At 70.8% G+C, this 26,198-nt stretch carries 21 protein-coding genes; 10 read left to right on the top strand and 11 right to left on the bottom strand.

The features are described 5' to 3' along the window. Positions 1 to 45: 45 nt before the first annotated feature. Genes ACZ7LU_RS04155 through ACZ7LU_RS04135 form a run of 5 tightly spaced genes read left to right on the top strand, consistent with a single transcriptional unit; the run spans position 46 to position 6,107 of the window. A complete protein-coding gene (locus ACZ7LU_RS04155) occupies positions 46 to 1,017 on the top strand; it encodes a hypothetical protein (RefSeq protein ID WP_468302441.1) in 972 nt (323 codons plus the stop codon). 3 nt (positions 1,018 to 1,020) lie between these two features. Then, positions 1,021 to 2,130, top strand: coding sequence for a multiple monosaccharide ABC transporter substrate-binding protein (gene chvE, locus ACZ7LU_RS04150; RefSeq protein WP_398299728.1), 1,110 nt, complete (start codon positions 1,021 to 1,023; stop codon positions 2,128 to 2,130). Between the two features lie 17 nt (positions 2,131 to 2,147). Next, positions 2,148 to 3,686 carry a multiple monosaccharide ABC transporter ATP-binding protein gene (mmsA, locus tag ACZ7LU_RS04145; protein ID WP_471916474.1) on the top strand — a complete coding sequence of 513 codons (1,539 nt, stop codon included), beginning with the start codon at positions 2,148 to 2,150 and terminating at the stop codon, positions 3,684 to 3,686. 10 nt (positions 3,687 to 3,696) lie between these two features. Next, positions 3,697 to 4,926 (top strand): multiple monosaccharide ABC transporter permease, encoded by a 1,230-nt coding sequence (gene mmsB, locus ACZ7LU_RS04140; RefSeq protein WP_468302435.1) that lies wholly within the window; start codon positions 3,697 to 3,699, stop codon positions 4,924 to 4,926. 32 nt (positions 4,927 to 4,958) lie between these two features. After that, a complete protein-coding gene (locus ACZ7LU_RS04135) occupies positions 4,959 to 6,107 on the top strand; it encodes an aldose epimerase family protein (protein WP_471915620.1) in 1,149 nt (382 codons plus the stop codon). A 61-nt stretch (positions 6,108 to 6,168) separates the two neighbouring features. Here the strand turns inward: ACZ7LU_RS04135 and ACZ7LU_RS04130 are convergent, their stop codons facing one another. Next, entirely contained in the window at positions 6,169 to 7,278 is a 1,110-nt protein-coding gene (locus ACZ7LU_RS04130; protein ID WP_471915619.1) for a glycoside hydrolase family 43 protein, read from the bottom strand. 166 nt (positions 7,279 to 7,444) lie between these two features. On the opposite strand from ACZ7LU_RS04130, the gene ACZ7LU_RS04125 reads away from it, so the two are divergent. After that, positions 7,445 to 8,719 (top strand): FAD-binding protein, encoded by a 1,275-nt coding sequence (locus ACZ7LU_RS04125; RefSeq protein ID WP_471915618.1) that lies wholly within the window; start codon positions 7,445 to 7,447, stop codon positions 8,717 to 8,719. Here ACZ7LU_RS04125 and ACZ7LU_RS04120 read toward each other — a convergent pair. The 4 genes from ACZ7LU_RS04120 to ACZ7LU_RS04105 form a co-directional block, all read right to left on the bottom strand. Beyond that, positions 8,716 to 10,002, bottom strand: coding sequence for an MFS transporter (locus ACZ7LU_RS04120; RefSeq protein WP_471915617.1), 1,287 nt, complete (start codon positions 10,000 to 10,002; stop codon positions 8,716 to 8,718). The genes ACZ7LU_RS04125 and ACZ7LU_RS04120 overlap by 4 nt on opposite strands. Positions 10,003 to 10,094: 92 nt before the next feature. Next, on the bottom strand, positions 10,095 to 10,829 hold the full coding sequence (locus tag ACZ7LU_RS04115; RefSeq protein WP_471915616.1) for an ATP-binding cassette domain-containing protein: 735 nt from the start codon (positions 10,827 to 10,829) through the stop codon (positions 10,095 to 10,097). Beyond that, positions 10,826 to 11,851, bottom strand: a complete 1,026-nt coding sequence (locus ACZ7LU_RS04110) for an ABC transporter ATP-binding protein (RefSeq protein ID WP_471915615.1) — start codon at positions 11,849 to 11,851, stop codon at positions 10,826 to 10,828. The genes ACZ7LU_RS04115 and ACZ7LU_RS04110 overlap by 4 nt, the downstream gene beginning before the upstream one ends. Continuing rightward, positions 11,848 to 13,641: an ABC transporter permease subunit gene (locus tag ACZ7LU_RS04105; protein WP_471915614.1), complete on the bottom strand. Its 1,794-nt coding sequence runs from the start codon at positions 13,639 to 13,641 to the stop codon at positions 11,848 to 11,850. The genes ACZ7LU_RS04110 and ACZ7LU_RS04105 overlap by 4 nt, the downstream gene beginning before the upstream one ends. A gap of 25 nt (positions 13,642 to 13,666) precedes the next feature. On the opposite strand from ACZ7LU_RS04105, the gene ACZ7LU_RS04100 reads away from it, so the two are divergent. Beyond that, a complete protein-coding gene (locus tag ACZ7LU_RS04100; RefSeq protein ID WP_471915613.1) occupies positions 13,667 to 14,053 on the top strand; it encodes a hypothetical protein in 387 nt (128 codons plus the stop codon). Here ACZ7LU_RS04100 and ACZ7LU_RS04095 read toward each other — a convergent pair. The 5 genes from ACZ7LU_RS04095 to ACZ7LU_RS04075 form a co-directional block, all read right to left on the bottom strand. After that, positions 14,046 to 15,539, bottom strand: coding sequence for an ABC transporter substrate-binding protein (locus tag ACZ7LU_RS04095; protein ID WP_471915612.1), 1,494 nt, complete (start codon positions 15,537 to 15,539; stop codon positions 14,046 to 14,048). The two genes, ACZ7LU_RS04100 and ACZ7LU_RS04095, sit on opposite strands and share 8 nt — an antisense overlap. 106 nt (positions 15,540 to 15,645) lie before the next feature. Then, the gene (locus ACZ7LU_RS04090) at positions 15,646 to 16,620 is read right to left on the bottom strand and encodes an arabinan endo-1,5-alpha-L-arabinosidase (protein ID WP_471915611.1); all 975 of its coding nucleotides are present in this window, start codon (positions 16,618 to 16,620) and stop codon (positions 15,646 to 15,648) included. Positions 16,621 to 16,645: 25 nt separating this feature from the next. After that, positions 16,646 to 17,662 carry a pectate lyase family protein gene (locus tag ACZ7LU_RS04085; RefSeq protein WP_471915610.1) on the bottom strand — a complete coding sequence of 339 codons (1,017 nt, stop codon included), beginning with the start codon at positions 17,660 to 17,662 and terminating at the stop codon, positions 16,646 to 16,648. A 93-nt stretch (positions 17,663 to 17,755) separates the two neighbouring features. Beyond that, entirely contained in the window at positions 17,756 to 19,291 is a 1,536-nt protein-coding gene (arfA, locus tag ACZ7LU_RS04080) for an arabinosylfuranosidase ArfA (protein WP_471915609.1), read from the bottom strand. A gap of 63 nt (positions 19,292 to 19,354) precedes the next feature. Beyond that, positions 19,355 to 21,865: an alpha-L-arabinofuranosidase C-terminal domain-containing protein gene (locus tag ACZ7LU_RS04075; RefSeq protein WP_471915608.1), complete on the bottom strand. Its 2,511-nt coding sequence runs from the start codon at positions 21,863 to 21,865 to the stop codon at positions 19,355 to 19,357. A 261-nt stretch (positions 21,866 to 22,126) separates the two neighbouring features. Between ACZ7LU_RS04075 and ACZ7LU_RS04070 the strand changes: the two genes are divergently transcribed. Genes ACZ7LU_RS04070 through ACZ7LU_RS04060 form a run of 3 tightly spaced genes read left to right on the top strand, consistent with a single transcriptional unit; the run spans position 22,127 to position 25,283 of the window. Then, positions 22,127 to 23,473 carry an extracellular solute-binding protein gene (locus ACZ7LU_RS04070; protein WP_471915607.1) on the top strand — a complete coding sequence of 449 codons (1,347 nt, stop codon included), beginning with the start codon at positions 22,127 to 22,129 and terminating at the stop codon, positions 23,471 to 23,473. After that, positions 23,470 to 24,426, top strand: coding sequence for a carbohydrate ABC transporter permease (locus ACZ7LU_RS04065; RefSeq protein WP_471150471.1), 957 nt, complete (start codon positions 23,470 to 23,472; stop codon positions 24,424 to 24,426). The genes ACZ7LU_RS04070 and ACZ7LU_RS04065 overlap by 4 nt, the downstream gene beginning before the upstream one ends. Then, positions 24,423 to 25,283, top strand: a complete 861-nt coding sequence (locus tag ACZ7LU_RS04060) for a carbohydrate ABC transporter permease (RefSeq protein ID WP_398299756.1) — start codon at positions 24,423 to 24,425, stop codon at positions 25,281 to 25,283. Before ACZ7LU_RS04065 ends, ACZ7LU_RS04060 begins: the two co-directional genes overlap by 4 nt. Positions 25,284 to 25,346: 63 nt before the next feature. On the opposite strand, the gene ACZ7LU_RS04055 is transcribed toward ACZ7LU_RS04060, so the two are convergent. Next, entirely contained in the window at positions 25,347 to 26,186 is an 840-nt protein-coding gene (locus tag ACZ7LU_RS04055) for a pectate lyase (RefSeq protein WP_471915606.1), read from the bottom strand. Between the last annotated feature and the right edge of the window lie 12 nt (positions 26,187 to 26,198).

The raw sequence follows: 26,198 nt of genomic DNA, 5'->3' as shown, positions 1-26,198 counted from the left end.
TTCGTTCGATACCTCGAACCAAGTGATCTCACGCAAAGGACGACCGTGACCGACGACCCCTCCACCTCCCTCCCCCGGCAGCCCGGCGAACCCGCCCTCGCCGCGCTCGGGCTCGCCGCTCCCTCCCCCGATCCCGCCGACGCCTCGGCCCACACGTTCCCCGACGGCGGCACCTGGCGGGTCGAGATTCCGTCGGTCGAGGGGCCCGAGGCGCTCGGCGTCGTGCTCAAGGAGGCCGCGCGGCTCGACGTGCCGATCCACCGCATCAGCCAGGGCAGCGGCGTGTGGATGCTCTCCGACGCCGAGATCACGGAGATGGTGGAGACGGCCGCCGAGCGCGACATCGAGCTCTGCCTGTTCACCGGGCCGCGCGGCACCTGGGACACCGGCGCCTCCGTGCGCACCGACTCGCGCGGCGCGGGGCTGCGCGCCCGTGGCCACGACGCGGTCGCCGGATGCGTCGAAGACGCCCTGCGCGCCACGGAGTTGGGCGTCAAGTGTCTGCTCGTCGCCGACGAGGGCGTCCTGTGGACGCTGCACCGTGCGCGGACCGCGGGGATCATCCCGGCCGACACGACGCTGAAGGTGTCCGCACTGATCGGCCCGGTCAACCCGGCCGCCTACGCGGTGTACGAGCGTCTCGGCGCGGACTCGCTGAACGTCCCGAGTGACCTGACGCTCGCTCACCTCACCGAGATACGGCGGGTGTCGGGCGCGCCGATGGACATGTACGTGGAGGCTCCGGACGACCTCGGCGGCTACATCCGCATGTACGAGATCGCCGAGCTGATCCGGCGCGGCGCGCCCCTGTATCTGAAGTTCGGTCTGGCGAAGGCGCCCGCCATCTACCCGTACGGAGCGCAGCTGCGCGACGTCACCCTCGACACCGCCCGCGAGCGCGTGCGCCGCGGCCGGCTCGCCCTGGATCTGCTGGCCCGGCACGGCGCCGGTGCCGGGATGTCGCCGCTGGGCTCGCGCCTGCCCGGCGACCTGAACCGCTTCCCGGAAAGGAGCTGACCCATGCGCACCCGCACGCGCCTCACCGCCGCGGTGGCCACGGCCGTCCTGCTCGGCTCGCTCACCGCCTGCGGCCAGGAGGCCAAGGGCGGCAGCCGGTACAAGCCGGACGCCGGAAAGGGCGCCACCATCGGGCTCGCGATGCCGACCAAGGCCTCCGAGCGGTGGATAGCCGACGGCAAGAACATGGCCGAGCAGTTCCGCAAGGCCGGCTACAAGACGGATCTGCAGTACGGCGACGACAAGGTCGAGAACCAGGTCGCCCAGCTGGAGAACATGATCACCAAGGGGCGCAGCCTGCTGGTGGTCGCCGCCATCGACGGCTCCGCGCTGACCGATGTCCTGCAGCGCGCGCACGACGCCGGCATCCCCGTGATCTCGTACGACCGCCTCATCCTCGGCACGAAGAACGTCGACTACTACGCGTCGTTCGACAACGAGCGCGTCGGCCGCCTCGAGGCGCAGTACATCGTCGACAAGCTGAAGCTGGGCAAGCCGGCGAAGGGCGGCGACTCGTACAACATCGAGCTGTTCGCGGGCTCGCCGGACGACAACAACACCAAGTACTTCTGGAACGGCGCCATGAAGGTGCTGCAGCCGTACTTCAAGACCGGGCAGCTCACCGTCCGCAGCAAGCAGACGAGGATGAACCAGGCCACCACGCTGCGCTGGGACGGCGGCACCGCGCAGAAGCGCATGGACGACCTGATCAGCAAGAACTACGGCTCGGAGCGGGTCGACGCGGTCCTTTCGCCGTACGACGGGATCTCGCTCGGCATCATCTCGGCGCTGAAGAGCGCGGGGTACGGCTCCAAGAGCCAGCCGCTGCCGGTGATCACCGGGCAGGACGCCGAGCTCGCGTCGGTGAAGTCCATCATCCGCGGCGAGCAGACGCAGACGGTGTTCAAAGACACCCGCAAGCTGGCCGCGCAGACGGTGGCGATGGGCGACGCGGTCCTGAACGACAAGAAGCCCAAGGTCAACGACACCAAGAACTACCACAACGGCAAGAAGACCGTCCCGTCGTACCTCCTCGACCCGGTCAGCATCGACAAGTCGAACACGCAACTCCTCGTCAAAGAGGGGTACTTCACGGCGGGGCAGCTCAAGTGAGCAGGCCCGTGCTCGAGATGCGCGGCATCACCAAGACGTTCCCCGGCGTCAAGGCGCTCTCCGATGTGAACCTGACCGTGCGGGCCGGGGAGATCCACGCGATCTGCGGCGAGAACGGCGCGGGCAAGTCGACGCTGATGAAGGTCCTCAGCGGCGTCCACGAGCACGGCAGCTACGACGGCGAGATCCACTTCGAGGGCGAGCGGATGGCCTTCAAGGACATCCGCGCCAGCGAGCGGCACGGCATCGTGATCATCCACCAGGAGCTGGCGCTCGTCCCGTACCTGTCCATCGCCGAGAACATCTTCCTCGGCAACGAACAGGCCAGGCGCGGCTTCATCGACTGGCACGACACGCTGCGCAGGGCGAGCGCGCTGCTCAAGCGGGTGGGCCTGAACGAGAAGCCGCAGACGCCGGTCGCCGACATCGGCGTGGGCAAGCAGCAGCTGGTGGAGATCGCGAAGGCGCTGTCCAAGGAGGTGAAGCTGCTCATCCTGGACGAGCCGACGGCCGCGCTCAACGACGAGGACAGCGCGAAGCTCCTCGACCTCATCGTGGGACTGCGCGAGCAGGGCATCGCCAGCATCATCATCTCCCACAAGCTGAACGAGATCCGGGCCATCACCGACTCGGTGACGATCCTGCGCGACGGCCGGACGATCGAGACGCTGACGGTTCGTGAGACGCCGGAATCGGAGCCGCAGTTGTCCGAGGACCGCATCATCCGCGGCATGGTCGGCCGCGACCTCGACCACCGCTTCCCCGACCGCACGCCCTACGAGGGTGCGGACGCGGGCTCGCCCGCCCTCGCCGTCGAGGGCTGGACGGTGCGGCATCCGGTCGACCACCAGCGCAAGGTCGTCGACGACGTGTCGCTGACCGTGCGGCGCGGTGAGATCGTCGGCATCGCGGGCCTGATGGGCGCGGGCCGCACCGAGCTCGCCATGTCCGTCTTCGGGCGTTCGTACGGTCAGTACGTGTCCGGGACGGTGTCGGTGGGCGGGCGCCAGGTCGTCACGAAGACGGTGCCCGCCGCGGTCGACGCGGGCATCGCGTACGTCACCGAGGACCGCAAGCAGTACGGCCTGAACCTCATCGACAACATCAACCGCAACATCTCCCTGGCCTCACTGCCGGGCATGCGGCGCCGGGACGGCTTCGTCGACGAGCACCACGAGCGGTCCGTCGCCGAGCGTTACCGCAAGTCGATGAACATCAAGGCTCCCACGGTGTTCGAGCAGGTGGGGCGGCTCTCCGGCGGCAACCAGCAGAAGGTCGTGCTGAGCAAGTGGATCCACGCCGACCCCGAGGTGCTGATCCTCGACGAGCCGACGCGCGGCATCGACGTCGGTGCCAAGTACGAGATCTACACCGTCATCGACAAGCTCGCGGCCGAGGGCAAGGCGGTCCTCTTCATCTCCTCCGAACTGCCCGAGCTGCTCGGGATGTGCGACCGGATCTACACGATGGCCGAGGGCCGGCTGACCGGTGAGGTCGACCGCGCGGACGCCACCCAGGAACTCCTGATGCGCCACATGACCAAGAACAGAAGCTGAGGCATCCGCCATGACCACCACGACCACGCCCCCGCGCGACACCGCGGCCACACCACCGGCCAAGGCCTCCGTCGGCGAACTGCTGCTGCGCAGCGTGCGCTCCAACATGCGCCAGTACGGCATGCTCATCGCCCTGGCCTTCATCGTCATCCTCTTCCAGATCTGGTCGGACGGCGTCCTGCTGCTGCCGAGCAACGTCTCCAACCTGATCCAGCAGAACGGCTACATCCTCATCCTGGCCATCGGCATGATGATCGTCATCATCGCCGGCCACATCGACCTGTCCGTCGGTTCGCTGGTGGCCTTCGTCGGCGCCATGTCGGCGGTGATGATGGTCAAACACGACATGCCGTGGGTGCTCGCGCTCGTCCTCTCGCTGCTGATCGGCGCGGTCGCGGGGGCGTGGCAGGGCTTCTTCATCGCCTATGTGGGCATCCCGTCGTTCATCGTGACGCTCGCCGGCATGCTGCTCTTCCGCGGTCTCACGCAGATCGTCCTGGAGGGGCAGTCCCTGTCCCCGTTCCCCGACGGTTTCCAGAACATCGCCAAGGGCTTCATCCCGGAGATGGGCCCGTACACGCAGTACCACAACCCGACGCTGGTCATCGGCTTCGTGACGGTCGCGTTCCTCGTCTTCCGTGAATGGCGCAGCCGCAAGCAGCAGCTGGCGTACGACCTCGACGTCACGCCGACGAGCCTGTGGGTGGCCAAGCTGGTCGCGATCAGCGCCGCCGTCATCGCCTTCACGCTGACCCTGGCGAGCTTCCGCGGTGTGCCCGTCGTGCTGCTCATCATGTGCGGTCTGCTGATCGGCCTCGGCTATGTGATGCGCAACGCCGTCATCGGGCGGCACGTGTACGCGCTGGGCGGCAACAAGGCGGCGGCGAAGCTGTCCGGCGTGAAGGACAAGCGCGTCACCTTCCTGATCTTCGTCAACATGGGTGTGCTGGCGGCGCTCGCGGGCTGTGTGTACGCGGCGCGGCTGAACGCGGGCACCCCGCAGGCGGGCCTGAACTTCGAACTGGAGGCGATCGCCGCCTCGTTCATCGGCGGCGCGTCGATGAGCGGCGGCGTGGGCACGGTGATGGGCGCCGTGATCGGCGGCCTGGTGCTCGGCGTCCTCAACCAGGGCATGTCCCTGGTCAACATCGGCACCGACTACCAGCAGGTCATCAAGGGCCTGGTGCTGCTCGCCGCGGTCGGGTTCGACGTCTGGAACAAGCGCAAGGTCGGCCGGTAGTCACAGTCCAACTCACCCTTATGGAGCGGCACATGGAAACGAGCAGACGCAATGTACTGGCGGCGGCCGCCGCCACGGGCCTCACGGCGGCCGTCGCGGGCACCTCGCACGCGGCGGACGGCGCACGGCCCACCAAGGAACTCTTCGGCAGGCTCGCCGACGGGACGAAGGTGTACCGCTGGTCGCTGGCGAACGGCGGCACGCGGATGAAGGTCCTCTCGTACGGCGGCATCGTGCAGTCGTTGGAACTGCCCGACCGGCGCGGCCGGTACACCAACGTCTCCCTCGGTTACGACACCATCGAGGCGTACACCGCGGGGACCACGTTCTTCGGCGCGCTCATCGGCCGCTACGGCAACCGCATCGCGCGCGGCCGCTTCACCCTGGACGGCAAGAGCTACCAACTGTCCGTCAACGACGGGGAGAACAGCCTGCACGGCGGCGCGAAGGGCTTCGACACGCGGGTGTGGGACGTGGAGCCGTTCGCCGGGTCCTCCGGTGTCGGCCTGGTCCTCCGGTATGTGAGCGTCGACGGTGAGATGGGCTATCCGGGGACGCTGCGGGTGAAGGTGACGTACACCCTCACCGGCCGCGGCGACTGGCGGATCGACTACGCGGCAACCACCGACAAGGCGACCGTCGTTAACCTCACCAACCACACGTACTACAACCTGGCGGGTGAGGGCAGCGGCGACATCTACGGCCACGAACTGTCCCTGGCCGCAGGGCGGTTCACGCCGACCGACGCGGGGCTGATCCCGACGGGCGAGCTGGCGAAGGTGGCGGGCACGCCCTTCGACTTCCGGCGCGCGAAGCGCGTGGGCAAGGACATCCGCGCCGCCCATCCGCAGCTGGTGACCGCCAAGGGGTACGACCACAACTGGGTCCTCGACAAGGGCATCACCCACCGCCCCGAGCCCTTCGCGACGCTCCGGGACCCGGAGACCGGCCGCACCATGAGGATCGCCACGACGGAGCCCGGTGTGCAGTTCTACTCCGGCAACTTCCTCGACGGCACACTGACGGGCCCCTCCGGACGCACGTACCGCCAGGGCGACGGGCTGTGCCTGGAGACCCAGCACTTCCCGGACTCCCCGAACCAGCCGTCGTTCCCCTCCACGGTGCTGCGGCCGGGCGAGACCTACCGGTCGAGCACGGTCCACGCCTTCTCCACCCGCTGATCCGGGGCGGCACCTCCGGACTCCGGCGCGACCCGGCCAGGTGGCCGGGTCGCGCTGTTTCTCAGGAGCTGCGGCCGTCGGCCACGGGAATGCCGAAGTCAGGTGTGCCGTCGGCCTTCCAGCCCAGCCGCTGGATGCGGGTGTGCCGGTTGGGGTCGTGCAGCGGGTCGCCGGTGATCTCCTTGTACTGGCGGGCGTGGTAGACGAGGACGTCGGTGCGGCCGTCCTCGGCGACGGTGAAGGAGTTGTGGCCGGGCCCGTACTGCCTGGTGGTCTCGTTGCTGGTGAAGACGGGCTTCGGGGACTTCGTCCACGACTTCGGGTCGAGGAGGTCGCTGCGGGCATCGGCGGTGAGCAGGCCCAGGCAGTAGTTGGCGTCGGTGGCGCTCGCGGAGTACGTCATGAAGACGCGTCCGTTGCGCTTGATGACCGAGGCACCCTCGTTCACCTTGAAGCCGACGCACTCCCAGTCGTACTCCGGTGTGGTGAGCCGCACTTGGGGCCCGGTCACCGTCCAGGGGTTGGCCATGCGGGACAGGAACACGGCCGTGTTGTTGTCCATGCCGGGCTCGTACTGCGCCCAGGCGAGGTAGCGGGAGCCGCGGTGCGTGAAGGTGGTCGCGTCCAGGGAGAAGGTGTCCCAGGCGGTGACGATCCGCCCCTTCTCCGTCCACGTTCCCTTGAACGGGTCGCGGTGGGAGTTCTCCAGGACCCACATGCGGATCTTCCACACGTCGTCGGCGGGCGCGGCGGCGAAGTACAGGTACCACTTGCCGTCGATGTGGTGGATCTCCGGCGCCCAGATGTGCGCGCCCATGTCACCGCTCGCGTGCTTGCGCCAGACGACGGCCTCCTCGGCGGTCGCGATGCCGCGCAGGGTGCGGGAGCGGCGCAGGATGATGCGGTCGTACTCGGGTGAGGTGGCGGTGAAGTAGTACCGGCCGTCGGTGTGGCGGTGGATGTGCGGGTCGGCGCGCTGCCGGACGAGGGGGTTGGTGAAGGAGGGGGCGGCGTGGGGCGCGCGGGCCGCGGGGTCCGGCGTCGCGGCGCCGGCCACGGCCGGGGCGGCGGCGAGGGTGCCCGCGGCGAGGGCCGCGCCCTTCAACACGAGTCTGCGGTGCGGGTGCGGGCGTCGGCCGTGGTTCGGGGTGGGTGGTTCGCTGGGGTTCATACGCTGGCGCGCCTTTCCGGAGCGAGGGGACGTCCGTGATGACGTCCGTGGTTACGTCCGTGATTTCGAACAACATCTGTGATGTCGAACGCCGAAACGGTAAAGGCGTGTTCGGAGCAGGTCAACGGGTAGGACGGGACGAGGGCGACATGAGGGAGAAGCGGGGATGACGAGCGGCACGTGGACCAACTGGGCGGGAAACATCACCTTTTCCACCGGCGAGCTGCACCGTCCCCGCTCGCTCGACGAGCTGCGGGACCTGATCGCGGGCAGCCGCCAAGTGCGGGTCCTCGGCACCGGGCACTCGTTCAACAGGATCGCCGACGTCGATCCTGGATCCGGCGGGGCGCTGGTCTCCCTGGCCGGGCTCGAACCGTCCGTCGACGTCGACACGGCGGCCCGGACGGTCCGCGTCGCGGGCGGCGTGCGCTACGCCGAACTCGCCCGCCACCTCCACGCGCAGGGCCTCGCCCTGCCCAACATGGCCTCCCTGCCGCACATCTCGGTGGCCGGCTCGGTCGCCACCGGCACCCACGGCTCCGGCAACGGCAACCAGCCCCTGTCCTCGGCGGTCCGGGCCGTCGAACTGATCACGGCGGACGGGTCACGGCTCACGCTGCGCCGGGGCGACGAGGGCTTCGACGGCGCCGTGGTCGCGCTGGGCGCCCTCGGCGTCGTCACCGCCCTCACCCTCGACGTGGAGCCCACCTTCGAGGTGTGCCAGCACGTGTACGTCGAACTCCCCTTGGCCGGGCTCGACTTCGAGGCGGTGAGCGCGGCGGCGTACAGCGTGAGTCTCTTCACGGACTGGCGCGGACCCCGCTTCACGCAGGTGTGGCTCAAGCGGCGCGCCGACGGGCCGCCGGCCGACTTCCCGTGGGCTCGGCCCGCCACCGTGCCCGCCCACCCCGTGCCGGGCATGCCGGCGGTCAACTGCACGCGCCAGCAGGGCATACCCGGCCCGTGGCACGAGCGGCTGCCGCACTTCCGGCCGGCGTTCACTCCGAGCAGCGGCGCCGAACTCCAGTCGGAGTACCTCCTCCCCCGGCGGGACGCGCTCGCCGCCCTGCACGCGCTCGACTCCTTGCGCGCGTCGATCGCCCCCGTCCTCCAGGTCTGTGAGGTCCGCACGGTGGCCGCCGACGCGCAGTGGCTGAGCCCCGCGTACGGCCGCGACACGGTGGCCTTCCACTTCACCTGGCTCCCGGACCCGGCGGCGGTGCTCCCGGTGGTCGCCTTGGTCGAGGACCACCTCGCACCGTTCGACCCACGCCCGCACTGGGGCAAGGTCTTCACGCTGCCGCCCACCGAACTCCGCGCCCGCTACCCGCGCCGAGCCGACTTCACGGCACTCGCGGAGAAGCTGGACCCGACGGGCAAGTTCCGCAACGCCTTCGTGCGGGACGTTCTTTGGGCGGGCCACGCGGGCCAGGCGGGCTAGGCGGGCCGGCCGGGCTCGGCGGGTTCGGCGCTCCTGGACGGTGGAGGGCTGCCGGGCGGCGGTACCCGGCGAACGCCCACGAGCCCCAGCACCGGCACGACCGCGAGGACGATCCAAGGCATCGCCCCGCCCCATTCCAGCAAGGCGCCCACCGGGGCCCCGCCCGCGAGGACCACCGCGCCGGAGACCGAGGAGAGCGCCCCCGTGAAGAAGCCGAGCCTGCGGTCCTCGACCAGATCGGGGAGCCAGGCCCGGGCCGCCGGGACCACCAGCATCTGGCCGAGCGTCAGCAGCACCACGAACGCCAGCGACGGCACGACACCGCCCACCGGAAGGAGCACCCCCGTCGCCGCGAACGACCCGGCCACGAGGACGAGGCCGCAGCGCAGTGCCGCCGGAGGCGAGAGCCGCGCCGCGACCCAGCGGGAGAGGGGCAGTTGGCCCGCGACGACCAGGACCGAGGAGAGCGCGAAGAGCCAGCCGAGAGCGGCCTGCGAGCCGAGGGAGCGGTCCAGCTCCGCGGGCAGGGCGAGGTAGAGCTGGTTGTACGCGAGGAGGTAGCCGCTGTAGGCGAGGCACAGGCCGAGGAAGGCGCGGTGGCGCAGCAGCTGCCGTACACCGCCCCGCAGCGACGGGCGGTCCGTGGCCGCGCCGCCCGCGCCCGCGTCGCCCGCGCGCGTGTCCGGCATCAGCCGGCCGTGCGCGGCGAGGATCACCAGGAACACCGCCGTCCCCGCGAGACAGGCCACCCGGAACCCGCCCGCCAGCAGGGCCGCGCCCAGGACCGGCCCCGCCAAGGCGCCCGCCTGGCCGCCCGCCGAGAAGAGGCCGAGGACCCGGGTCCGCTCGACGCCGGTCGTCTCCTCGTGACGCACCGCCTGCCGGGCGATCTCCGTCTCGACGGCCGGTGAGAACAGTGCCGCCGCGAACCCGACGAGCAGCACCGAGCCGATGACGGACCAGGTCGCGTCGGCGAAGCCGAGCCAGCCGAACCCGAAGGCCCGCAGCGCGCATCCGGCGAGCACGACGGGCCGGGGCCCGTACCGGTCGGTGAGCGTGCCGCCGACGACGAACAGCCCCTGCTGGCTGAAGGTGCGCAGCCCCAGCACGAGCCCGACCAGCCAGCCGCCGAGGCCGAGGGCGCCGCCTAGGTGGTCGGCGAGGAAGGGCAGCACGGCGAAGAAGCCGATGTTGAAGGCGCACTGGGTGACGATCAGCAGCCGGGGCAGGGCGGGCAGCGTGCGCCAGAGGTGCGTACGGGTGGCGGGGGTGACGGCAGACATGGCGGGCGTGGGGCTCGTATCGCTCGTATCGGGTGGGTGCGCGGAGTCGGAGGGGCGCGGGAAGTCGGATGGGTCCGGGAAGCGGGTCGGGGTCAGTGGCCGGTGAGGAACTGACGGGTGTACGGGTCCCGGTGCGCGTCGAAGAGTTCGTGCGTGGGTCCCGTCTCCACGATCCGCCCGGCCGACATGACGGCGACGCGGTGGGCGAGGTGGCGGACGAGGGCCAGGTCGTGGCAGATGAAGAGGTAGCCGAGTCCGAGGCGGTCCTGGAGGTCGGTGAGGAGGTTGACGATGCCGGAGCGGACGGAGGGGTCGAGCGCGGAGACCGGCTCGTCGAGGACGAGGAGCCGGGGGCCGAGGGCGAGCGCCCTGGCGATTCCGGCGCGCTGGCACTGGCCGCCGGAGAGCTCGTGCGGCAGGCGGGCCGCGTACGCGGGATCGAGGCCGACCAGCTCCATCAGCTCGGCCGCCCGTCCCGCGACGGGCCTGCCGTGCACGCGCAGCGGCTCGGTGATGGTGGCGCCGATGGGGGTGCGGGGGGACAGGGAGGCGTAGGGGTCCTGGAAGACGGGCTGGAACTGCGGCCGCAGCGCGCGCAGTTCGCGGCCGCGCAGCGTCGTCAGCTCCTGCCCGGCGAACCGGACGCTGCTGCCCCGCTCGGGCCTGCGCAGCGCGAGCACGGCGGTCGCCGTGGACGTCTTCCCGCAGCCGGACGCGCCCGTCAGCGCGAGCGTCTCGCCCGCTTCGATGCGGAACGACACGCGGTCCACGGCGGTGTACTCGCCGTACCGCACGACGAGATCGGTCACTTCGAGCAGCGGAGTCACGCGGCGGCCTCCTCGGTGAAGAGCCCGGTGAGGGGTGCGGGCAGCTCCCGCGACCGATGACACGCGACGGCGTGCCCGCCCCCACCGTCGACCAGCGCGGGCTCCGCCACCCGGCACTCGTCGACGGCCGCCGGACAGCGGTCCGCGAAGGCGCACCCGGCGGGGAGCGCGAGCGGGGACGGCGGGCTCCCCGCGACCACCGGCAACGGCCCGCGCGCCGCACGCCGCGCCTCTGTCACTCCCGGCAACGAGGCCAGGAGGCCCGCCGTGTAAGGGGACTTCGGACGGGTGAGCACCTGGGATGTCGGGCCCGACTCCACGGGCTTTCCCGCGTACAGGACCACCGTGTGGTCGGCGTGAGCGGCTGCCAGGGGCAGGTCATGGGTGATGAGCAGCAGCGCCGGGGACTTGTCGTCACCCTTGCGGGGTGTGGTCGTCAGGGCGTGCAGGATCTCCTCCCGGAGGCGGGGGTCGAGCGCCGTGGTCGGCTCGTCGGCGACGATCAGGTCCGGGGAGTTCACCAGCGCCATCGCGATCACCGCGCGCTGGCGCATGCCGCCGGAGAACTCGTGCGGGAGGCAGCGGGCGCGCCGTGCCGCCTCCGCGATGCCGACGCGGTCCAGCGCCGCGACCGCCCTGCGCCGGGCCTCCGCGCGCGGGACGCGGGCCACCGAGCGTACGGCGGCGGCGACTTGGGCGCCGACCGTGTGCACGGGGCTGAGGACGGCCAGCGCGTCCTGCGGGACGTACGCGAGGCGCCGCCCCCAGAGACGTCCGTAGACGTCCGTCCCCGCCCCGGCGATCTCCTCGCCGTCGAGACGTACGCTGCCGGCCACCCGGGCGCCGCGCGGCACGAGCCCGAGGACCGCTCTGGCGGTCAGCGACTTGCCCGCCCCGGACTCGCCGACCAGAGCGGTGACGCGGCCGGCGTGGACGTCGAAGGACACACCACGCACCGCGGTCACCGCACCGACGCTCACCCGCAGATCCCGCACGGCGAGCAAAGGGTTGCTGATGCTCATGCCTTGACCTCCGCAGGCATCGTGGACTGTGCCGTTCGCGCTGGACGCGGTGCACGCGGTGTACGCGCCGAACTCGCCGCACGCGGCCTTACCGCCGCCAGCGTCACCGCCAGACCCGCCAGCAGCGCGAGCGCGGCGGCCGGTGCGAGGGCCGCGACCGGTGCCCTCTCGACGTACAGCCGTGACTCGTCGAGCAGGAGCCCCCACTCGGGGGACGGCGGCCGCGCGCCGAGGCCGAGGAAGCCGAGGGCCGCCAGGGCGAGCGCGGTGCCGGGCAGGCGCAGGACCGCGTGCCGGGCGACGGGGCCCGCGACGGCGGGCAGCACGTGCCGGGTGAGGATCCAGGCGGGGCTCGCCCCGATGGCGCGCTGGGCCGCCAGGTGGGCCCCGGCGCGCGTCTCCTGGACGAGCGCCGCGGCGTGCGCGGCCAGCGGCGGCCAGGAGATGAGCGCGACCGCGAGGGAAGCGCCGAAGGTGCTGGGTCCGGTGAGGGCGGCGGCGAGAACGCCGACCACGACGGGCGGCAGCGCGTTGGCGATGTCGGACGCGCCGGCGGCCACGTTCGGCAGGAAGCCGAGGACGAGCGCGACGAGCAGCGAGACGGCGCACACGGCGAGCGCAACGCCGACGGTGCTCGCGGCCCCGTGCCCGAGCCTGGCCAGCACGTCGCGGCCGAGCGCGTCCGTGCCGAGCGGATGCGCCGCGGAGGGCGCGGCGAGCCGCAGCGTGGTGTCGACGGCGTACGGGTCGCGCAGCAGCCCCCACCCGATGACGGCCGCGAGGGCCGCCCCGAGCAGGGCCGGCACCCTCGCCGGTACGTGCCCCGGCGGCGGCGCGGGCAGCGCGAGCGCCGAGCCCTTGAGCGCGGCGCCGAACAGCGCCTTCCGCACGAGGGCCGCGCAGCCGCCCGCCGCCAGGGCGAGGAGCAGCAGCGCGAGGACCGAGCCCTGGAGCAGCGGCAGGTCCTGGGACTTGGCGGCGCCGAGGGCGGTGCGGCCGAGGCCGGGCACCGCAAAGACGGTCTCGACGGCGACCGCGCCGCCGGTCAGTCCGACCGCGACCAGGCCGACCTGCGGCACGAGCGCGGGCAGGGCGCGCCGCAGTGCCGCCCCGGTCAGCCGGACGGGGCTCGTCCCGCTCGCCCGCCACACGTCCGTCCAGCGCTCACGGAACACCGCGGGCAGCGCGTCGGCCACGAGCCGGCCGAGCAGCCCGCCAGCGGGGACGCCCATGGCGAGGGCGGGCAGCACGAGGTGGCGTGGCCCCTGCCAGCCGGAGACGGGGAGGAGCCCGCCCCACACGCCGAGCACGATCAACAGCACGGTGGCGAGCAGGAATTCGGGTACGGCTGCGAGCATCGCCCCGCCGGCCCCTCCCCCGCCGCGCAGGGTGCCGCGCGCGCCGCGTACCAGCGTGGGCAGGCACAGGGCGGTCGCGACGAGCAGCGCCACGGCGAGCGAGGCGCCCATGAGGGTGAGCGAGACGCCGAGTCCGGAGAGCGCGGAGGGGAGCACGTCGGCTCCGGAGACCCAGGAGGTGCCGAGGTCGCCGCGGATCAGGCCGGCGGCCCAGCCGGTGAGCAGGGTGAGGGGCCCGGCGTCCAGGCCGAGGTCGGCGCGGATCGCCGACAGGGCCTCGGCGGTGGGCTCCTGCTCGGCGGAGCGTGCGCGAAGCACGGTGAGGGCCGGATCCCGCCCGGAGAGCCAGGGCAACAGCCCGACGACGGCGAGAACCACGGCGAGCGCACAAACCCGCACAAGCCCGGCCCGCAACCCACCCGACAGCCACATGCCTCGCAACCCACCCGACAGCCACATGTCTCGCAACCCGCCCAACTGCCGCACGCCCCACACCCCCGCCAACCACACAACCCGCCGTACCCCGCCCACCGACCGCCCGGCTCTCACCCCGACCGACGGTCCCGCAACCCGCGCCTCGGCCGTCGGCCGCACGCCCCGCACCCCGGCCGCAGACTGCACGGCACACCCGCCACCCGTAGCCCGCGCCTCGGCCGTCGGCCGCAGAGGCCGCACCCCGCCCGCCGACCGCACGACCCGCACTCCTGACGCCCGCACCGCCCGCACCGCCCGCACCGACCACGCCGACCCCGCAGCCCCCACCACCCCCGCAGCCTCACGCGCCGCCCGGCGCGTCACGAGCCGGGTCCGGCGTGCCGCGTGGCGTATCTCCGGCATCACTTGACGTACGTGTCGAGGGTGATCAGCTCACGCTCGCGTGGGTCCTTCGCGGAGCCCACGACGTTCGTGGCGTCGCCCTGGATGACCCGTTCGTGGAGCATGGGGACGGCCGCGTCGGTGTTGAGGACCGCGGTCTCGGCGTCGAGGACCGCGGCGCGGCGGGCGGCGCCGGACGTGGCCTCCTCCGCCTTGCGGACGGCCCTGTCGACGTGCGGGTCGGCGAGCTGGGAGAGGTTGAAGGAGCCGTCGCCCGCGAAGTCGCTGCGCAGGTACGCGGCCGGGTCGCCGGAGTCGATGACGGTGGCGCGGGAGAGGACGAACGCGTCGAACTTCCCGGCCAGCGCGTCCGCCTCGATGGCGGCGTACTCCCGTACCTCCAGCTTCACCTTGAACCCGGCCTTCTTCAGCTGCTGCTGGAGCGTGGCCGCCACCTCGGGCAGTTCGGCCCGGTCGGTGAAGGTGCCGATGGTGATGGTCTCGCCGGACGGCTTCGCCGGCTCGGCGGCGCGGGTGCGTCCGGCGCGCTCCGCCGCCCAGGGCAGGGCGGGTCCGAGCAGGCCTTCCGCCGTGTCGGCGCGCCCTTCGTAGATGTCGTCGACGAGGGCGTCGGCGTCGATGGCCTCGCGGGCGGCGGCCCGCTGCCCCGCATCCTTGAAGACGCCCGCACCGGTGTTCAGGTAGAGGGTGTTGGTGCGCGGCATGGGCACCTCGGTGATCTGGTCCTTCTCCAGGAGCGAGGCCTGGGAGACCGGGATCGCCTCGACGATGTCGGCGTCGCCGCTGCGCAGGGCGGCGGCCCGCGCGGCGCCGTCGGGGACGAACGTCACGTCGATCCCGGCGGCCCTGGCGCGTCCGCCCCAGTACTTCTCGTTGCGGTCGAGGGTCGCCGACGACGTGCCGTCGGCCTTCTTCAGGACGAAGGCGCCGGTGCCCGCCCCGACCGGATCGACCGTCCCGCCCCGGTACGCCTTGGCGGCCAGGACGGACAGCTGCGGCGAGGAGAGCCGCTGCGGGACGAGCGGGTCGGGCTCGCCCGTGGTGACGACGACGGTGTCGCCCTTGGCCTCGGCCGTGAAGTCGACGCCGTCGAGGATGCGCGGCTTGGGGGAGGCGGTGGCCGCCGCGGTGAGGGACCGCTCGACGGCCCGCGCGGTCAGCGGGGTGCCGTCGTGGAACGTCACGCCCTTGCGGAGGGTGAAGGTCCAGGTGCGCTCGTCCGTCCGCTTCCACCTGGTCGCGAGCGCCGGCTCGGCGTCGCCGTCCTTGTCCAGGTTGACCAGGGTCTCCGCGGTGGACCAGCGCGACAGCTTGAAGGCGTCGTCGCTGAGCGGGGAGAGGCCGGAGCGGGGCGGGTTCATCATCGCCACGCGTATCCGCTCGCCGTCCGACGCCTCTCCGGAGCCGGCCGTGCTCGCGGCGAAGCACCCGGTGAGAGCGAGCGCGGAGGACAGGGCCAGGGCGGCGGGAGGCAGCAGCTTGCGAGGGCGCACGGGACTTCTTCCTGGAACGGGACACGTCGACTTTGCGGCTGCTTGACCATAGCAGCATGACAATCGTTTTCAATAACGAGTCGACGTGCCCCGTCGCAGAGGCCGGTCAGCGGGCGACCGGCCACCCCGAGCTCCAGTCGAGCAGGTTGACCCCGAGCTTCGGGGTGCCGTTGTCCTGTCCGTCGTAGTAGTGGTAGACGAGCAGGTCGCCGTCCACGTCCTTCAGGACGGACTGGCCGCCCGGGCCGATGTAGCGGCCGTGCGACTCCAGGACGGTGGTTCCTCCGTTCTTCGTCAGCGCGACGCCGTTCCTGTCGTAGTACGGGCCGGTCGGCGAGGTCGCGCGGCCGACCTTGATCTTGTACGTCGAGGCGGTGCCCGCGCAGCACGTGTCGTACGACGCGAAGAGGTAGTAGAAGCCGTTCCTCTTGACGACGTACGGCGCCTCGACCGCCTTCGTCCCGGTCGGCCGGGAGGCGAGCGAGTGGCGGGTCGTGTCGCCCGCGTACGGCTTGCCCGTCCCGGGGTCGACGCGGATCATCTTGATCCCCGTCCACCAACTGCCGTAGGACAGCCACCACTTGCCGTCGTCGTCGACGAAGAGGTTCGGGTCGATGGCGTTGTGGTCGCTGTCGGGGCCGGAGGTGACGACCGTTCCGTGGTCGGTCCAGGTGCCCGGCTCGCCCGTGGTGGAGCCCGCGAGTCCGATCGCGGAGGTGTTCGAGCCGAAGCTGGAGACGGAGTAGTACATCAGGTACTTCCCGCCGTGGTACGAGATGTCCGGAGCCCAGGCCTCCGGCACGGAGGAGTACCGCGACCACCAGCCCGGCCGGCCGCCGAAGGCGTCCGCGCCGGCGCGGAAGGCGATCCGGTCGGTGGAGGACCGGTGGCCGATGCCGCCCCCGGTGGCGTACAGGAGGTACTTGCCGGACGCGGTGCGGACCATCGTCGGGTCGTGGACGACGGTGCTGCCGGTGACGGTGCCGGGATTGGGGTACGCCGACGCGGTGCCCGGCACGAGGGCGAGCAGCACGGCGGCGGGCAGGACGAGGAGCGCGCTGCGGCTACGGCTACGGCTCACACGGTTCTCCTTGCTCTTGACGGAGTCAGAGTTTTCCGGCGCCCGCGCCCTGCGTGACGGACGCGACGACGGACGAGGCGGGCTCGGCGGTGTAGCTGTAGGGCGGGTTCGTGAAGGAGCCCACCTGTGAGATCTCCGTGGCGGCGCCCCCGAGGTCGTTGCCCCGCAGCACCGCGTAGCCGTCGACGTCGCTGCTGCGACTGGTGGTCACGGCGATCTTGGTGGAGCGGAAGACGTTGTTCTCGACCAGCAGCTGTGCGCCCATGCGGGAGTGGGCCGCCGTGTCGGCGCCCTGGACGTAGTTGTCGTAGAAGTGGCCGGTGCCGAAGCGGAGGCTGGGGATGCGCGAGTAGACGTTGCTGAAGTGGTTGTGGTGGTAGGTCACCTTCAAGTGGCCCTTGTCCTCGGCCCCGTTGTTGTCGCTGTGGCCGACGAGAGAGCCCTTGAAGTGGTCCTTGAAGGTGTTCCACGACACGGTGACGTGATCCGAGCCATGGTTGATGTCGAGAAGGCCGTCGTAGTGGTCCTTGTCGTGCTCGCGGTCCGCCGAGAAGGAGTTGTGGTCGATCCACACCTTCGTCGACTTCTGCACGGTGATGCCGTCGGCGGGCGCCACCGGCTTGCTGATGTTCAGGTTGCGCACGACGACGTTCGTGGCCTCCTTCACGCGCAGGCCGCCCCCGGTGAAGCCCGAGGCCGAACCGGCCCCGAGCACCGTGGTGTTGGAGCCGATGTCGACCTGGCCGCTGAGCGGGATCAGGCCGCTGACCTTGACGACCTTGGCAGTGTTCCCCGCGACGGCGGACTTGAAGGCGGCGAGCGTGGTGACGGTGACCGGGGTGGCGTTGCCGCCGCCCGTCGTGCCCGCGCCGAAGCCGATCGGCGCGTTCTCGGCCTGCGCGGACCGGGCCCCCGCCGTCCCCGCGGGTTCCGCGGCGGCCAGGTGCGGCAGTGCGGCGCCGAGCGCGAGCGCGGCGGCGCCGGCTCCGGTGAACAGGATCAGGTGGCGGCGGCGGTGGTGGCCCCTGCGGTGCGTGCTCATACGGACGTCCCTTCAGAGCGGCTCATTGGGGGGTACGCCGGGTAGTCGCCGCCACCCGTCACCGGGTTGCCGGTCGGGCCGGGAAAGCCCGGGTCACCCGAGCCGGATCACGTTCCAGGACAGCGGCTCCAGCGTGGCGATCAGCGTGCCGTCGTCCCGCAGCTCCGTGCCCGTGACCTCGTGCGGGGCGACCCGCTCCGGCTCGGCCAGGGTGTTGCGGGCCTCCGGATCGGCGTCCGCAAGCGCGCTGTGTTCGACGACGGACGTCATGTCGAGTCCGCTCAGGGCCACTTCGAGGGGCAGCGGTTCGGACTGGTGGCGGTTGACGGCGAAGACAGTGACGGCGCCGCTGCCGTCGTCGGCGCGCACCGCCGTCGCGTGCAGCAGCGGCACCTCGCCGAACTTCGCCGTCTCATACGTCGGTGAGTCCACCCGCACGTCGAGGACCCGCCCGCGTCCGTACCGCGACGCCTGCGCGAAGGGGAAGAACGTGGTCTGCCGCCACGCGGGGCCGCCCGGCTCTGTCAGGATCGGCGCGATCACGTTCACGAGCTGGGCGAGGCAGGCGACGGCCACCCGGTCCGCGTGCCGGAGCAGCGCGATGAGCAGGGAGCCGAAGACGACGGCGTCCGTGACGGAGTAGTTGTCCTCCAGGAGGCGGGGGGCCTCGGGCCAGTCCTGCGTCCCGTCGAGGCGGGCGGCCGCCGCCTCCTCCTGGCTTCTGCTCAGGTACCAGACGTTCCATTCGTCGAAGGAGAGGTTGATCTTCTTCTTCGACTTGAGGCGCGCCCCCACGTGGTCGCAGGTCGCGACGACGTTCTCGATGAAGGACTCCATGTCGACGGCGGAGGCGAGGAAGGAGTCGCGGTCGCCGTCGGTCTCTTCGTAGTAGGCGTGCAGGGATATGTGGTCGACGAGTTCGTACGTCTCGGCGAGGACGGTGGCCTCCCACGCGCCGAACGTGTCCATGGCCTGGCTGGACGAGCCGCAGGCGACGAGTTCCAGGGAGGGGTCGATCTGCCGCATCGCGCGGGCGGTCTCGGCGGCGAGCCGCCCGTACTCCTCGGCCGTCTTGTGGCCGGTCTGCCAGGGGCCGTCCATCTCGTTGCCGAGGCACCAGAGCCGGATGCCGAAGGGGTCCTTGTCGCCGTGTGCGACGCGCAGGTCCGAAAGGGCGGTCCCGGCGGGGTGGTTGGCGTACTCCTGAAGTTCCAGCGCCTCGGCGACTCCCCTGGTGCCGAGGTTGACCGCCATCATCGGCTCGGCCTGCGGGCCGATCCTCTTGAGGAAGGCGATGTACTCGGAGAGGCCAAAGCGGTTGGACTCCGTGGAGCGCCAGGCCAGGTCGAGGCGGCGGGGCCGCTCATCGACCGGGCCGACGGAGTCCTCCCACTTGTAGCCGGAGACGAAGTTGCCGCCGGGGTAGCGGACGGTGGTCACGCCGAGTTCGCGGATCAGGTCGAGGACGTCCCCGCGCAGGCCCGTCTCGTCGGCCGTCGGGTGGCCGGGCTCGTGGATGCCGGTGTAGACGCACCGGCCGAGGTGTTCGACGAAGGAGCCGAAGAGGCGGGGGTCGACATCGCCGACGGCGAAGTCCGGGTGCAGGGTGAAGCGGGCGGAACGGGTCATGACTCCCTCAACCTGATCTGGGATTGCGGCTGTCGAGCAGCCGTCCGTGCGGACGGCTCCGGGCTACTCGGTCCTGATCCGCAGGAACGTCACCGAGTTCGCGGGGAAGGTGTACGAGAACCTGTCGTCCACCCCGTCGAAGGTGGACGTCCTGGGGGCGACGGGCCGGGCGTCCTTGGTGTTCTCGGCGGCCGGGTCCGCGGTCAGGGTGGTCACCCGTGCCTTCGGGGCCGCCTTCGCGCCGTCGCCGAGGTCGACCCGCGTGCGGGCCGGTGTGCTCTGGGCGTTGACGACCTTGACGATCAGTTCGCCGGTGGCCTTGTCGCGGGTGACGACCTGGCGGAAGGGCTCGGCGGGCTTGTCGTCGGTGAAGGAGCCCCACTTCTTTCCGTCGAGGTAGAGCGTCACCTGGCGGCCGCGGACCTCGACGCGCAGGTCGTAGCTGCGGCCGGTCTCGACGGTCGTGTCGTCCTGGACCATCGTCTGCTTGGCCCCGTCGGTGGTCTTCTCCACGGCCGACTGGGTGTTGTTCCAGCCGCCGACGTTCCACCAGTAGTGGTTGCCGGTGTCCTTGACGCCGAAGGCGACCATGAAGCCTTCCTTGCCCGCCTTCTTGGTGGCCTTCACGTTCAGGTCGTAGTTCTGCCAGCTCTTGTCGCCGGCCGTGACCAGGGTGTTCTCGGCGGCCTCGTCGGACTGGACGTACGCGCCGTCCCGGACGGCCCAACTGCCCTTTTCCGATGCCTTCTTCCATTGGCTGTCACCGGCCGAGAAGTCGTCGGTCAACAGGGTCCTGCCGTCGGCGGCCGTGACCTTCACGTCGTCGTACGCGGCGCTCGTCGCCCAGGTGGAGAGGCCGACGGCGCCGGTGATCGGGCCCGAGGTGGCCGGGGTGCCGGAGGCGGTGGAGGGCACGACCTCGTCGCCGACGTTGCGCATGAAGAGCTTCTGCGTCTCGTAGTTGGCCGATCCCCACGACTGGTCGTTGTCGAACCAGATCATGTTCGGCTTCCACTGCACGTAGTCCTCGTTGGCGAGCAGCGGCGCGTACGAGGCGAGCTTCACGATGTCGGCGTTGCGCTCCAGGCCGGTCATGAACGCGGCTTCGGCGAGGGCGTTGGAGAACTTGTTGCCCTGGGAGGCGTACTCGCCGAGGAAGACCTTCGGGCCCTTGCGGTCGTAGGAGTCGTAGCGGTCGTTGTTCTCCAGGAACCACTGGGGGCTGTTGTAGTAGTGCTCGTCGACCATGTCGACGTTCGCTTCGCGGTTGAGCTTCCAGGCGGTGTCGAATATCGCGCCGCTGTCGTCGGGCCCGGAGTTGGAGACGACGGTGACGTCCGGGTACGCGGCCTCGATGGCCGCGCGGAACTGCTTGAAGCGGGCGAAGTACTCGTGGGGCAGGTTCTCCTCGTTGCCGACCGCCAGGTGCGTGAGGCGGAAGGGCTTGGGGTGGCCCATCCGGGCGCGCTTCTTGCCCCACTCGCTCGTCACGGGCCCGTTGGCGAACTCGATGAGGTCCAGGGTGTCCTGGATGTGCCGCTTCAGGAGCGCGTCGTCGTCGGTGGCCTTGTTCTGGCCGCAGCCGGTGACCAGGGCGGGCACGACGGGCAGCGGCATGGCGCCGGTGTCCTCGGCGAACTGGAAGTACTCGTAGTAGCCGAGCCCGTAACTCTGGTTGTAGCCCCAGAAGTTGCTGTTGGTGGCGCGCTGCTCGACCGGGCCGATGGTGTCCTTCCACTGGTAGGAGCGCTTGCGCTGCCAGCCCGACTTCTCGTCGTACGCCTCGTGGCTCCCGGTGTTGACCAGGCAGCCGCCGGGGAAGCGCAGGAATCCGGGATGCAGGTCGGCGATCTTCTCGGCGAGGTCCTTGCGCAGGCCGTTCTCGCGGCCCTTGTACGTGTCGCGCGGGAAGAGGGAGATCTCGTCGAGGGCGACGGGCGCGCCCGCGGTGACGGTGAGCCGTCCGGTCGCGGAGGTGCGGGTGGCGGTGAAGGAGACCTTGTACTTGGCCCAGCCACCGCGCGCGGTGACACGACGGGCGGCGGCCAGTTCGCCGGCGGAGTCCCGGAGGCCGATGGTCAGCGGCGCGCGCGCCGCCCCGTCGGCGCGGGCCCAGACCGAGAAGTCGTACCGCTTGCCCTTGGCGACCGCGATGCCGGTGTTGTAGCCGGAGTTCGTGACGGCCGAACCGGCGTTCAGCGCGAGGTAGTTGCGGTTGCGGGTGTTCAGGCGGCCGTCGTCGTTCTGGACGCGGGCGGTGCCCGACGTGTCCCATGACGTGAGCGGCGTGTAGGCCTTGTTGTCGTCGGTGCTGTACTCGAAGGACCTGTTCTGCACGAGCTCCGCGTAGAGCCCGCCGTCGGCCGCACGGTTGATGTCCTCGTAGAAGACGCCGTACATCGAGTCGTCGATCTTCGCTCCGGTGCGGGCCGTGTCGACGTCGAACGTGTAGTCGGCCGGCTCGTCCGGTGCGGCGGGACCGGCCGCCGCGCCGGGGCTCGCGGCGAGCGTCCCCGCGAGCAGGGACCCCAACGCCCCGACGGTGAGCCCGAGTTGCCATCTCCTGCGCGCCATGTCCACCTCTGCCGTTCTCGATACTCGTGTTCGGTATCTCGCGTTCGATATCTCGGACGCTGATCAGGATTACGAACGGCAACTTAGGCAGCAGAGCCGAGCACGTCAACGCATCGCGCAGAACGCCCCGCATTTCACGGGGACTTCGTCCGAACCGTTGACGCGCACGATGTTGGACTTTACGGTCCGTTCGAAGTTGCGATCACCATTCGATATACCGAACAAACGCAATCGAGAATCGCAAGAAAGAAGAGAGGCGTCATGTCACCCTCCTTCCCGAGCCGCCGCGGTGTGCTCGGCGGGCTCGGAGCACTCGCCGTCGCGGGCAGCTTCGGGCTGGCCGCCGCGAACCGGAGCGCCTCCGCGCTGACCTCCGGCGCGGACGCGCGGCTGCGCTACTGGAACCTGTTCAGCGGCGGCGACGGCGTGAACATGATCGCGATGCTGGACGCCTTCCGGCGGGCGAACCCGGGCGTCGACGTGCTGGAATCGACGCTGCTCTGGGGCAATCCGTACTACACGAAACTCGCCATGGCCGCCTCCGGGAACCGCGCCCCCGAGCTCGGTGTGCTGCACCTGGGACGGCTCACCGGCTTCGCCCCCGACCGGCTGCTCGACCCCTTCGACGTGGAGCTCCTCGCCCGGTACCGGGTACGGCAGGAGGACTTCAACCCCGCCCTGTGGAAACGGTCCGTCGTCGACGGAAAGCTCTACGCCGTCCCCCTCGACATCCACCCGCAGCTCACCTTCTACCGCAAGGACGTCTGCGAGAAGGCCGGGCTCATCGGGGACGACGGGAACCTCGTCCCGTTCACCTCCGCCGACGAATGGTTCGACGGACTCAAGGCCGCCAGGAAGGCGATGCGACCGGGCGTGCAGACCCTCGGCCTGCACGCCTCCAACCAGAACCACACCTGGTGGTTCTTCATGTCGTTCTACGCACAGGCCGGCGGCACCTACTACGCCCCGGGACTCACCGACGTCACGTTCGACGAGGACAAGGCCGTGGAGGTCCTGGAGTTCCTGCGCCGCCACATCGTCGACGGCTACGCCACCACGGGCGCCCCCGACGCCGAGCACTTCATCAACGGCGGCGCCTTCGTCTGGGAGGGCGGCTGGTCCGTGCCGGTCTACTCGGGGGCCAAACTGAAGTACGGGGCCACCCCGATGCCGGCGCTCTTCGGCAGGCCCGCCACCCAGGCCGAGTCGCACTGCTTCGTGCTGCCCCGCCAGGCCGACCGCGGCGGCCCCGCCAACGACGCCGCGCACCGCCTGGCCGCGTACATCGTGCGGCACGGCGCGGACTGGGCGCGCGGCGGCCACATCCCCGCCCACCTGCCGACCCTGAAGACCGCCGCGTACCGGAAACTGCGCCCGCAGTCCGAGTACGTCTCGGTGATGGACCAGCTGGCCCTCGAACCGGAGGCCTGGTTCGCGGGCTCCACCGGAACGCTCGCGCAACGCGTCGGCCCGGTCGTCGTCTCCTCCAACCTCGGCTCGGCCCGGCCCGCGGCGGCGGCGCGCCGGATGCGCGGCGTCCTGGAGAAGCTCCTGGAGATGAAGAACCCCATGGAAGGCAGAACCGCGGCCGAAGGAGGCTCGGCATGACCACCACCAGCGCCGAGGCCACCGCCCCGGCCACCACCGGGCCACCGGCCGTCCGCCCCGTCGCCGAACGCGGCGGGCGGGCCCGCGCCGGCGGCGGCTTCCAGCACGGCGGCTGGTTCGTGGCGCCGTTCCTGCTGCTCTTCCTGCTCTTCGTGATCGTGCCCGTGCTGCGCGGCGTGTGGCTGAGCCTCACCGACGCCAACATCTCCGGCGACGGCGCCCGCTTCGTGGGCCTCGACAACTACTCCGAGGCGCTCCAGGACCCCCTGGTGTGGGACTCGCTGGGCCACAGCGCGTACTTCACGCTGCTCGTGGTGCCCTGCATCGTGCTCGTCGCCCTGCTGCTCGCGCTGCTCGCGCACCACATCGAGCACGCCAAGTGGCTGTGGCGGCTCTGTTTCTTCGCGCCCTTCCTGCTGCCCTCGACCGTCGTCGGCAACATGTGGCGCTGGATGTTCAACCCGGACACCGGCCTGCTCGACCATGTCTTCGGCATGGAGTCGGCCTGGCTCACCCAGAAGGACACGGCGATGACGGCCGTCGTCGTCGCCACCCTCTGGTGGACCGTCGGCTTCAGCTTCCTGCTCTACCTCGCCGCGCTGCAGAACATCCCGCGGCATCTGTACGAGGCCGCCGCGCTGGACGGCGCGAACGCCTGGCACAAGACCGTGCACATCACCCTGCCCATGCTGCGCTCCATCACGGGCCTGGTCGTGGCGCTGCAGATCCTCGCCTCGCTCCAGGTCTTCGACCAGGTCGTGGTGATGTACGAGTTCGGCCCCGGACCGGAGGAATCGACCCGGACCATGGTCCAGTACACCCTCGAACAGGGCTTCACCAGCTACCGCGTGGGTTATGCCTCCGCGATCTCGATCCTGTTCTTCCTGATGATCGCGGTCATCGCGCTGGGCCGCATGTGGCTGCTGCGCAAGCGTGAGGAGGGCGTCCAGTGAGCACCGCCACGAAAGCCGTCACGAGCCCGCGCCGCCGGTGGCGGCCGAGCCAGCTCGTCCTGACCGCCCTCGGCCTGCTGGTCTCCGCGGTGATGACCGCGCCGCTCTTCTGGACGCTGTTCACCTCGTTCAAGTCGGAGGCCGAGGCCGTCGCCGTACCGGTGAGGTGGCTGCCCGAGGAGTGGACCACCCAGGCCTGGCGGAGCATCTTCGAGACCGGCAACATCACGAACTGGTTCGTGAACTCGGTCGTCGTGTCGGTCTGCGTCACCTTCGTCGTCGTGCTGACGGGCGCCCTCGCGGGTTACGGCTTCGCGCGCACCGAGTTCCGCGGCAAGGGCGCTCTGATGGGTCTCGTCATGGCGGGCCTGATGATCTCCCCCGCGGTCCTCGGCGTCCCGCTGTTCACCACGGTCCAGTCCCTGGGGATGGTCGACACGTACTGGGGCATGATCCTGCCGCAGTGCGCGCCCGCCGCGATGGTCTACATCCTCTACAAGTTCTTCCAGGGCATCCCGAAGGAGCTGGAGGAGGCTGCGTTCTGCGACGGCGCGGGGCGGTGGCGGATCTTCTTCACCATCGTGCTCCCGCTGGCCCGCCCCTCGCTCTCGGCGGTCGGCATCTTCACCTTCATCGGCTCTTGGAACAACTTCCTGTGGCCGTACATGGTGACCAACAACCCCGAGCTGATGACCATGCCGAACGGCATCGCGACCGTCATGAACTCCTACGGCATCCAGTGGGCGCAGCTGATGGCGGGCGGCCTGATGGCCGGTCTGCCGCTGATCGTCGTGTTCGTCTTCTTCCAGCGGCAGATCGTGGCGGGTGTGGCGCACACCGGCCTCGCCGGGCAGTAGCGGAGGGCACGCGGGAGAGCGCCTCCCTTCGCGGGGAGGCGCTCTCGTCGTACCTACTGGCGCCTACTGGTAGCTGATGTCCGCGGCCGTGAACTTGCAGTACGTGCCGTCGGGGCCCGACCCGGTCTTGGTGGGCTCGTCACCGGTGTTGTTGCCGGTGAACCGGTCGCACGTGGAGATCTTCTTGTTGCTGTCTCCATGGATGCGGACGTTGCGCAGGGCGGCCGTGTCGCCGTAGTTGGTGTTGATGCCGACGATGGACTTGCCGGGCGCGGTGACGTCCACGTCGTTGATGATGATCGACCGCTTGTACTGCTTGGAGCAGTTGCCGCAGGAGCGCACCAGCTTGCCGAAGTCGGAGACCTGGAACTTGGTCACGACGAGTTTGCCGGCGCCGTTGAACTGGAGGACCTTGTCGTCGGCCTTCCGCGCGCCACCGCCGTGGACGGTGTAGGTCGAGCTCGCCGAGGTCCCCTTGAAGGTGGCGGCGTCCTCGCCGACGTCCTCCCACCACACGTTCTGCAGGGTGCAGCTGCCCTGGCAGTGGATGCCGTCCGCGGCGGGCGAGCCGATGATGACGTTCTTGAGGACCGCGCCGTCCTTCAGCTTGAAGATCGGGTCCTGGCCCTCGTTCTGGCCGTCGCCGCCCAGGTCGCCGGTGCCGTAGTAGCGCTTGAGGCCGCCGTCGCGGGTGCCGGAGACCTCGATGGTCTTGGCCGTGGGGGCCTGGCCCCTGGCCTCCGGCCAGGCCGCGGCCGTGGTGGCCGCGCCCGCGGGCGACAGCATGCTGTTCGTCGCGACCCCGGCCCCGGTGAGGGCGAGTGCGGCGGTGGCCGCGCCGATGGCCCGGCGCTTGGTCAGGCGCCGCTTGCGGCCCTTGCGCAGTTCAGCTCGTGGTGTCATGTGTCCCATTCC

The organism is Streptomyces sp. NPDC039462 (genome assembly GCF_055639375.1).
The sequence above is the reverse complement of the archived record's forward strand: the minus strand, read 5'-3'. Positions and strand labels throughout refer to the sequence as shown.

Excerpts from the sequence above, each read along its gene's own strand:
- chvE (WP_398299728.1), top strand. The coding sequence starts at position 1,021 with ATGCGCACCCGCACGCGCCTCACCGCCGCGGTGGCCACGGCCGTCCTG.
- mmsA (WP_471916474.1), top strand. The coding sequence starts at position 2,148 with ATGCGCGGCATCACCAAGACGTTCCCCGGCGTCAAGGCGCTCTCCGAT.
- mmsB (WP_468302435.1), top strand. The coding sequence starts at position 3,697 with ATGACCACCACGACCACGCCCCCGCGCGACACCGCGGCCACACCACCG.
- ACZ7LU_RS04135 (WP_471915620.1), top strand. The coding sequence starts at position 4,959 with ATGGAAACGAGCAGACGCAATGTACTGGCGGCGGCCGCCGCCACGGGC.
- ACZ7LU_RS04130 (WP_471915619.1), bottom strand. The coding sequence starts at position 7,278 with ATGAACCCCAGCGAACCACCCACCCCGAACCACGGCCGACGCCCGCAC.
- ACZ7LU_RS04125 (WP_471915618.1), top strand. The coding sequence starts at position 7,445 with ATGACGAGCGGCACGTGGACCAACTGGGCGGGAAACATCACCTTTTCC.
- ACZ7LU_RS04120 (WP_471915617.1), bottom strand. The coding sequence starts at position 10,002 with ATGTCTGCCGTCACCCCCGCCACCCGTACGCACCTCTGGCGCACGCTG.
- ACZ7LU_RS04110 (WP_471915615.1), bottom strand. The coding sequence starts at position 11,851 with ATGAGCATCAGCAACCCTTTGCTCGCCGTGCGGGATCTGCGGGTGAGC.
- ACZ7LU_RS04105 (WP_471915614.1), bottom strand. The coding sequence starts at position 13,641 with ATGTGGCTGTCGGGTGGGTTGCGGGCCGGGCTTGTGCGGGTTTGTGCG.
- ACZ7LU_RS04100 (WP_471915613.1), top strand. The coding sequence starts at position 13,667 with ATGTCTCGCAACCCGCCCAACTGCCGCACGCCCCACACCCCCGCCAAC.
- ACZ7LU_RS04085 (WP_471915610.1), bottom strand. The coding sequence starts at position 17,662 with ATGAGCACGCACCGCAGGGGCCACCACCGCCGCCGCCACCTGATCCTG.
- arfA (WP_471915609.1), bottom strand. The coding sequence starts at position 19,291 with ATGACCCGTTCCGCCCGCTTCACCCTGCACCCGGACTTCGCCGTCGGC.
- ACZ7LU_RS04075 (WP_471915608.1), bottom strand. The coding sequence starts at position 21,865 with ATGGCGCGCAGGAGATGGCAACTCGGGCTCACCGTCGGGGCGTTGGGG.
- ACZ7LU_RS04070 (WP_471915607.1), top strand. The coding sequence starts at position 22,127 with ATGTCACCCTCCTTCCCGAGCCGCCGCGGTGTGCTCGGCGGGCTCGGA.
- ACZ7LU_RS04065 (WP_471150471.1), top strand. The coding sequence starts at position 23,470 with ATGACCACCACCAGCGCCGAGGCCACCGCCCCGGCCACCACCGGGCCA.
- ACZ7LU_RS04055 (WP_471915606.1), bottom strand. The coding sequence starts at position 26,186 with ATGACACCACGAGCTGAACTGCGCAAGGGCCGCAAGCGGCGCCTGACC.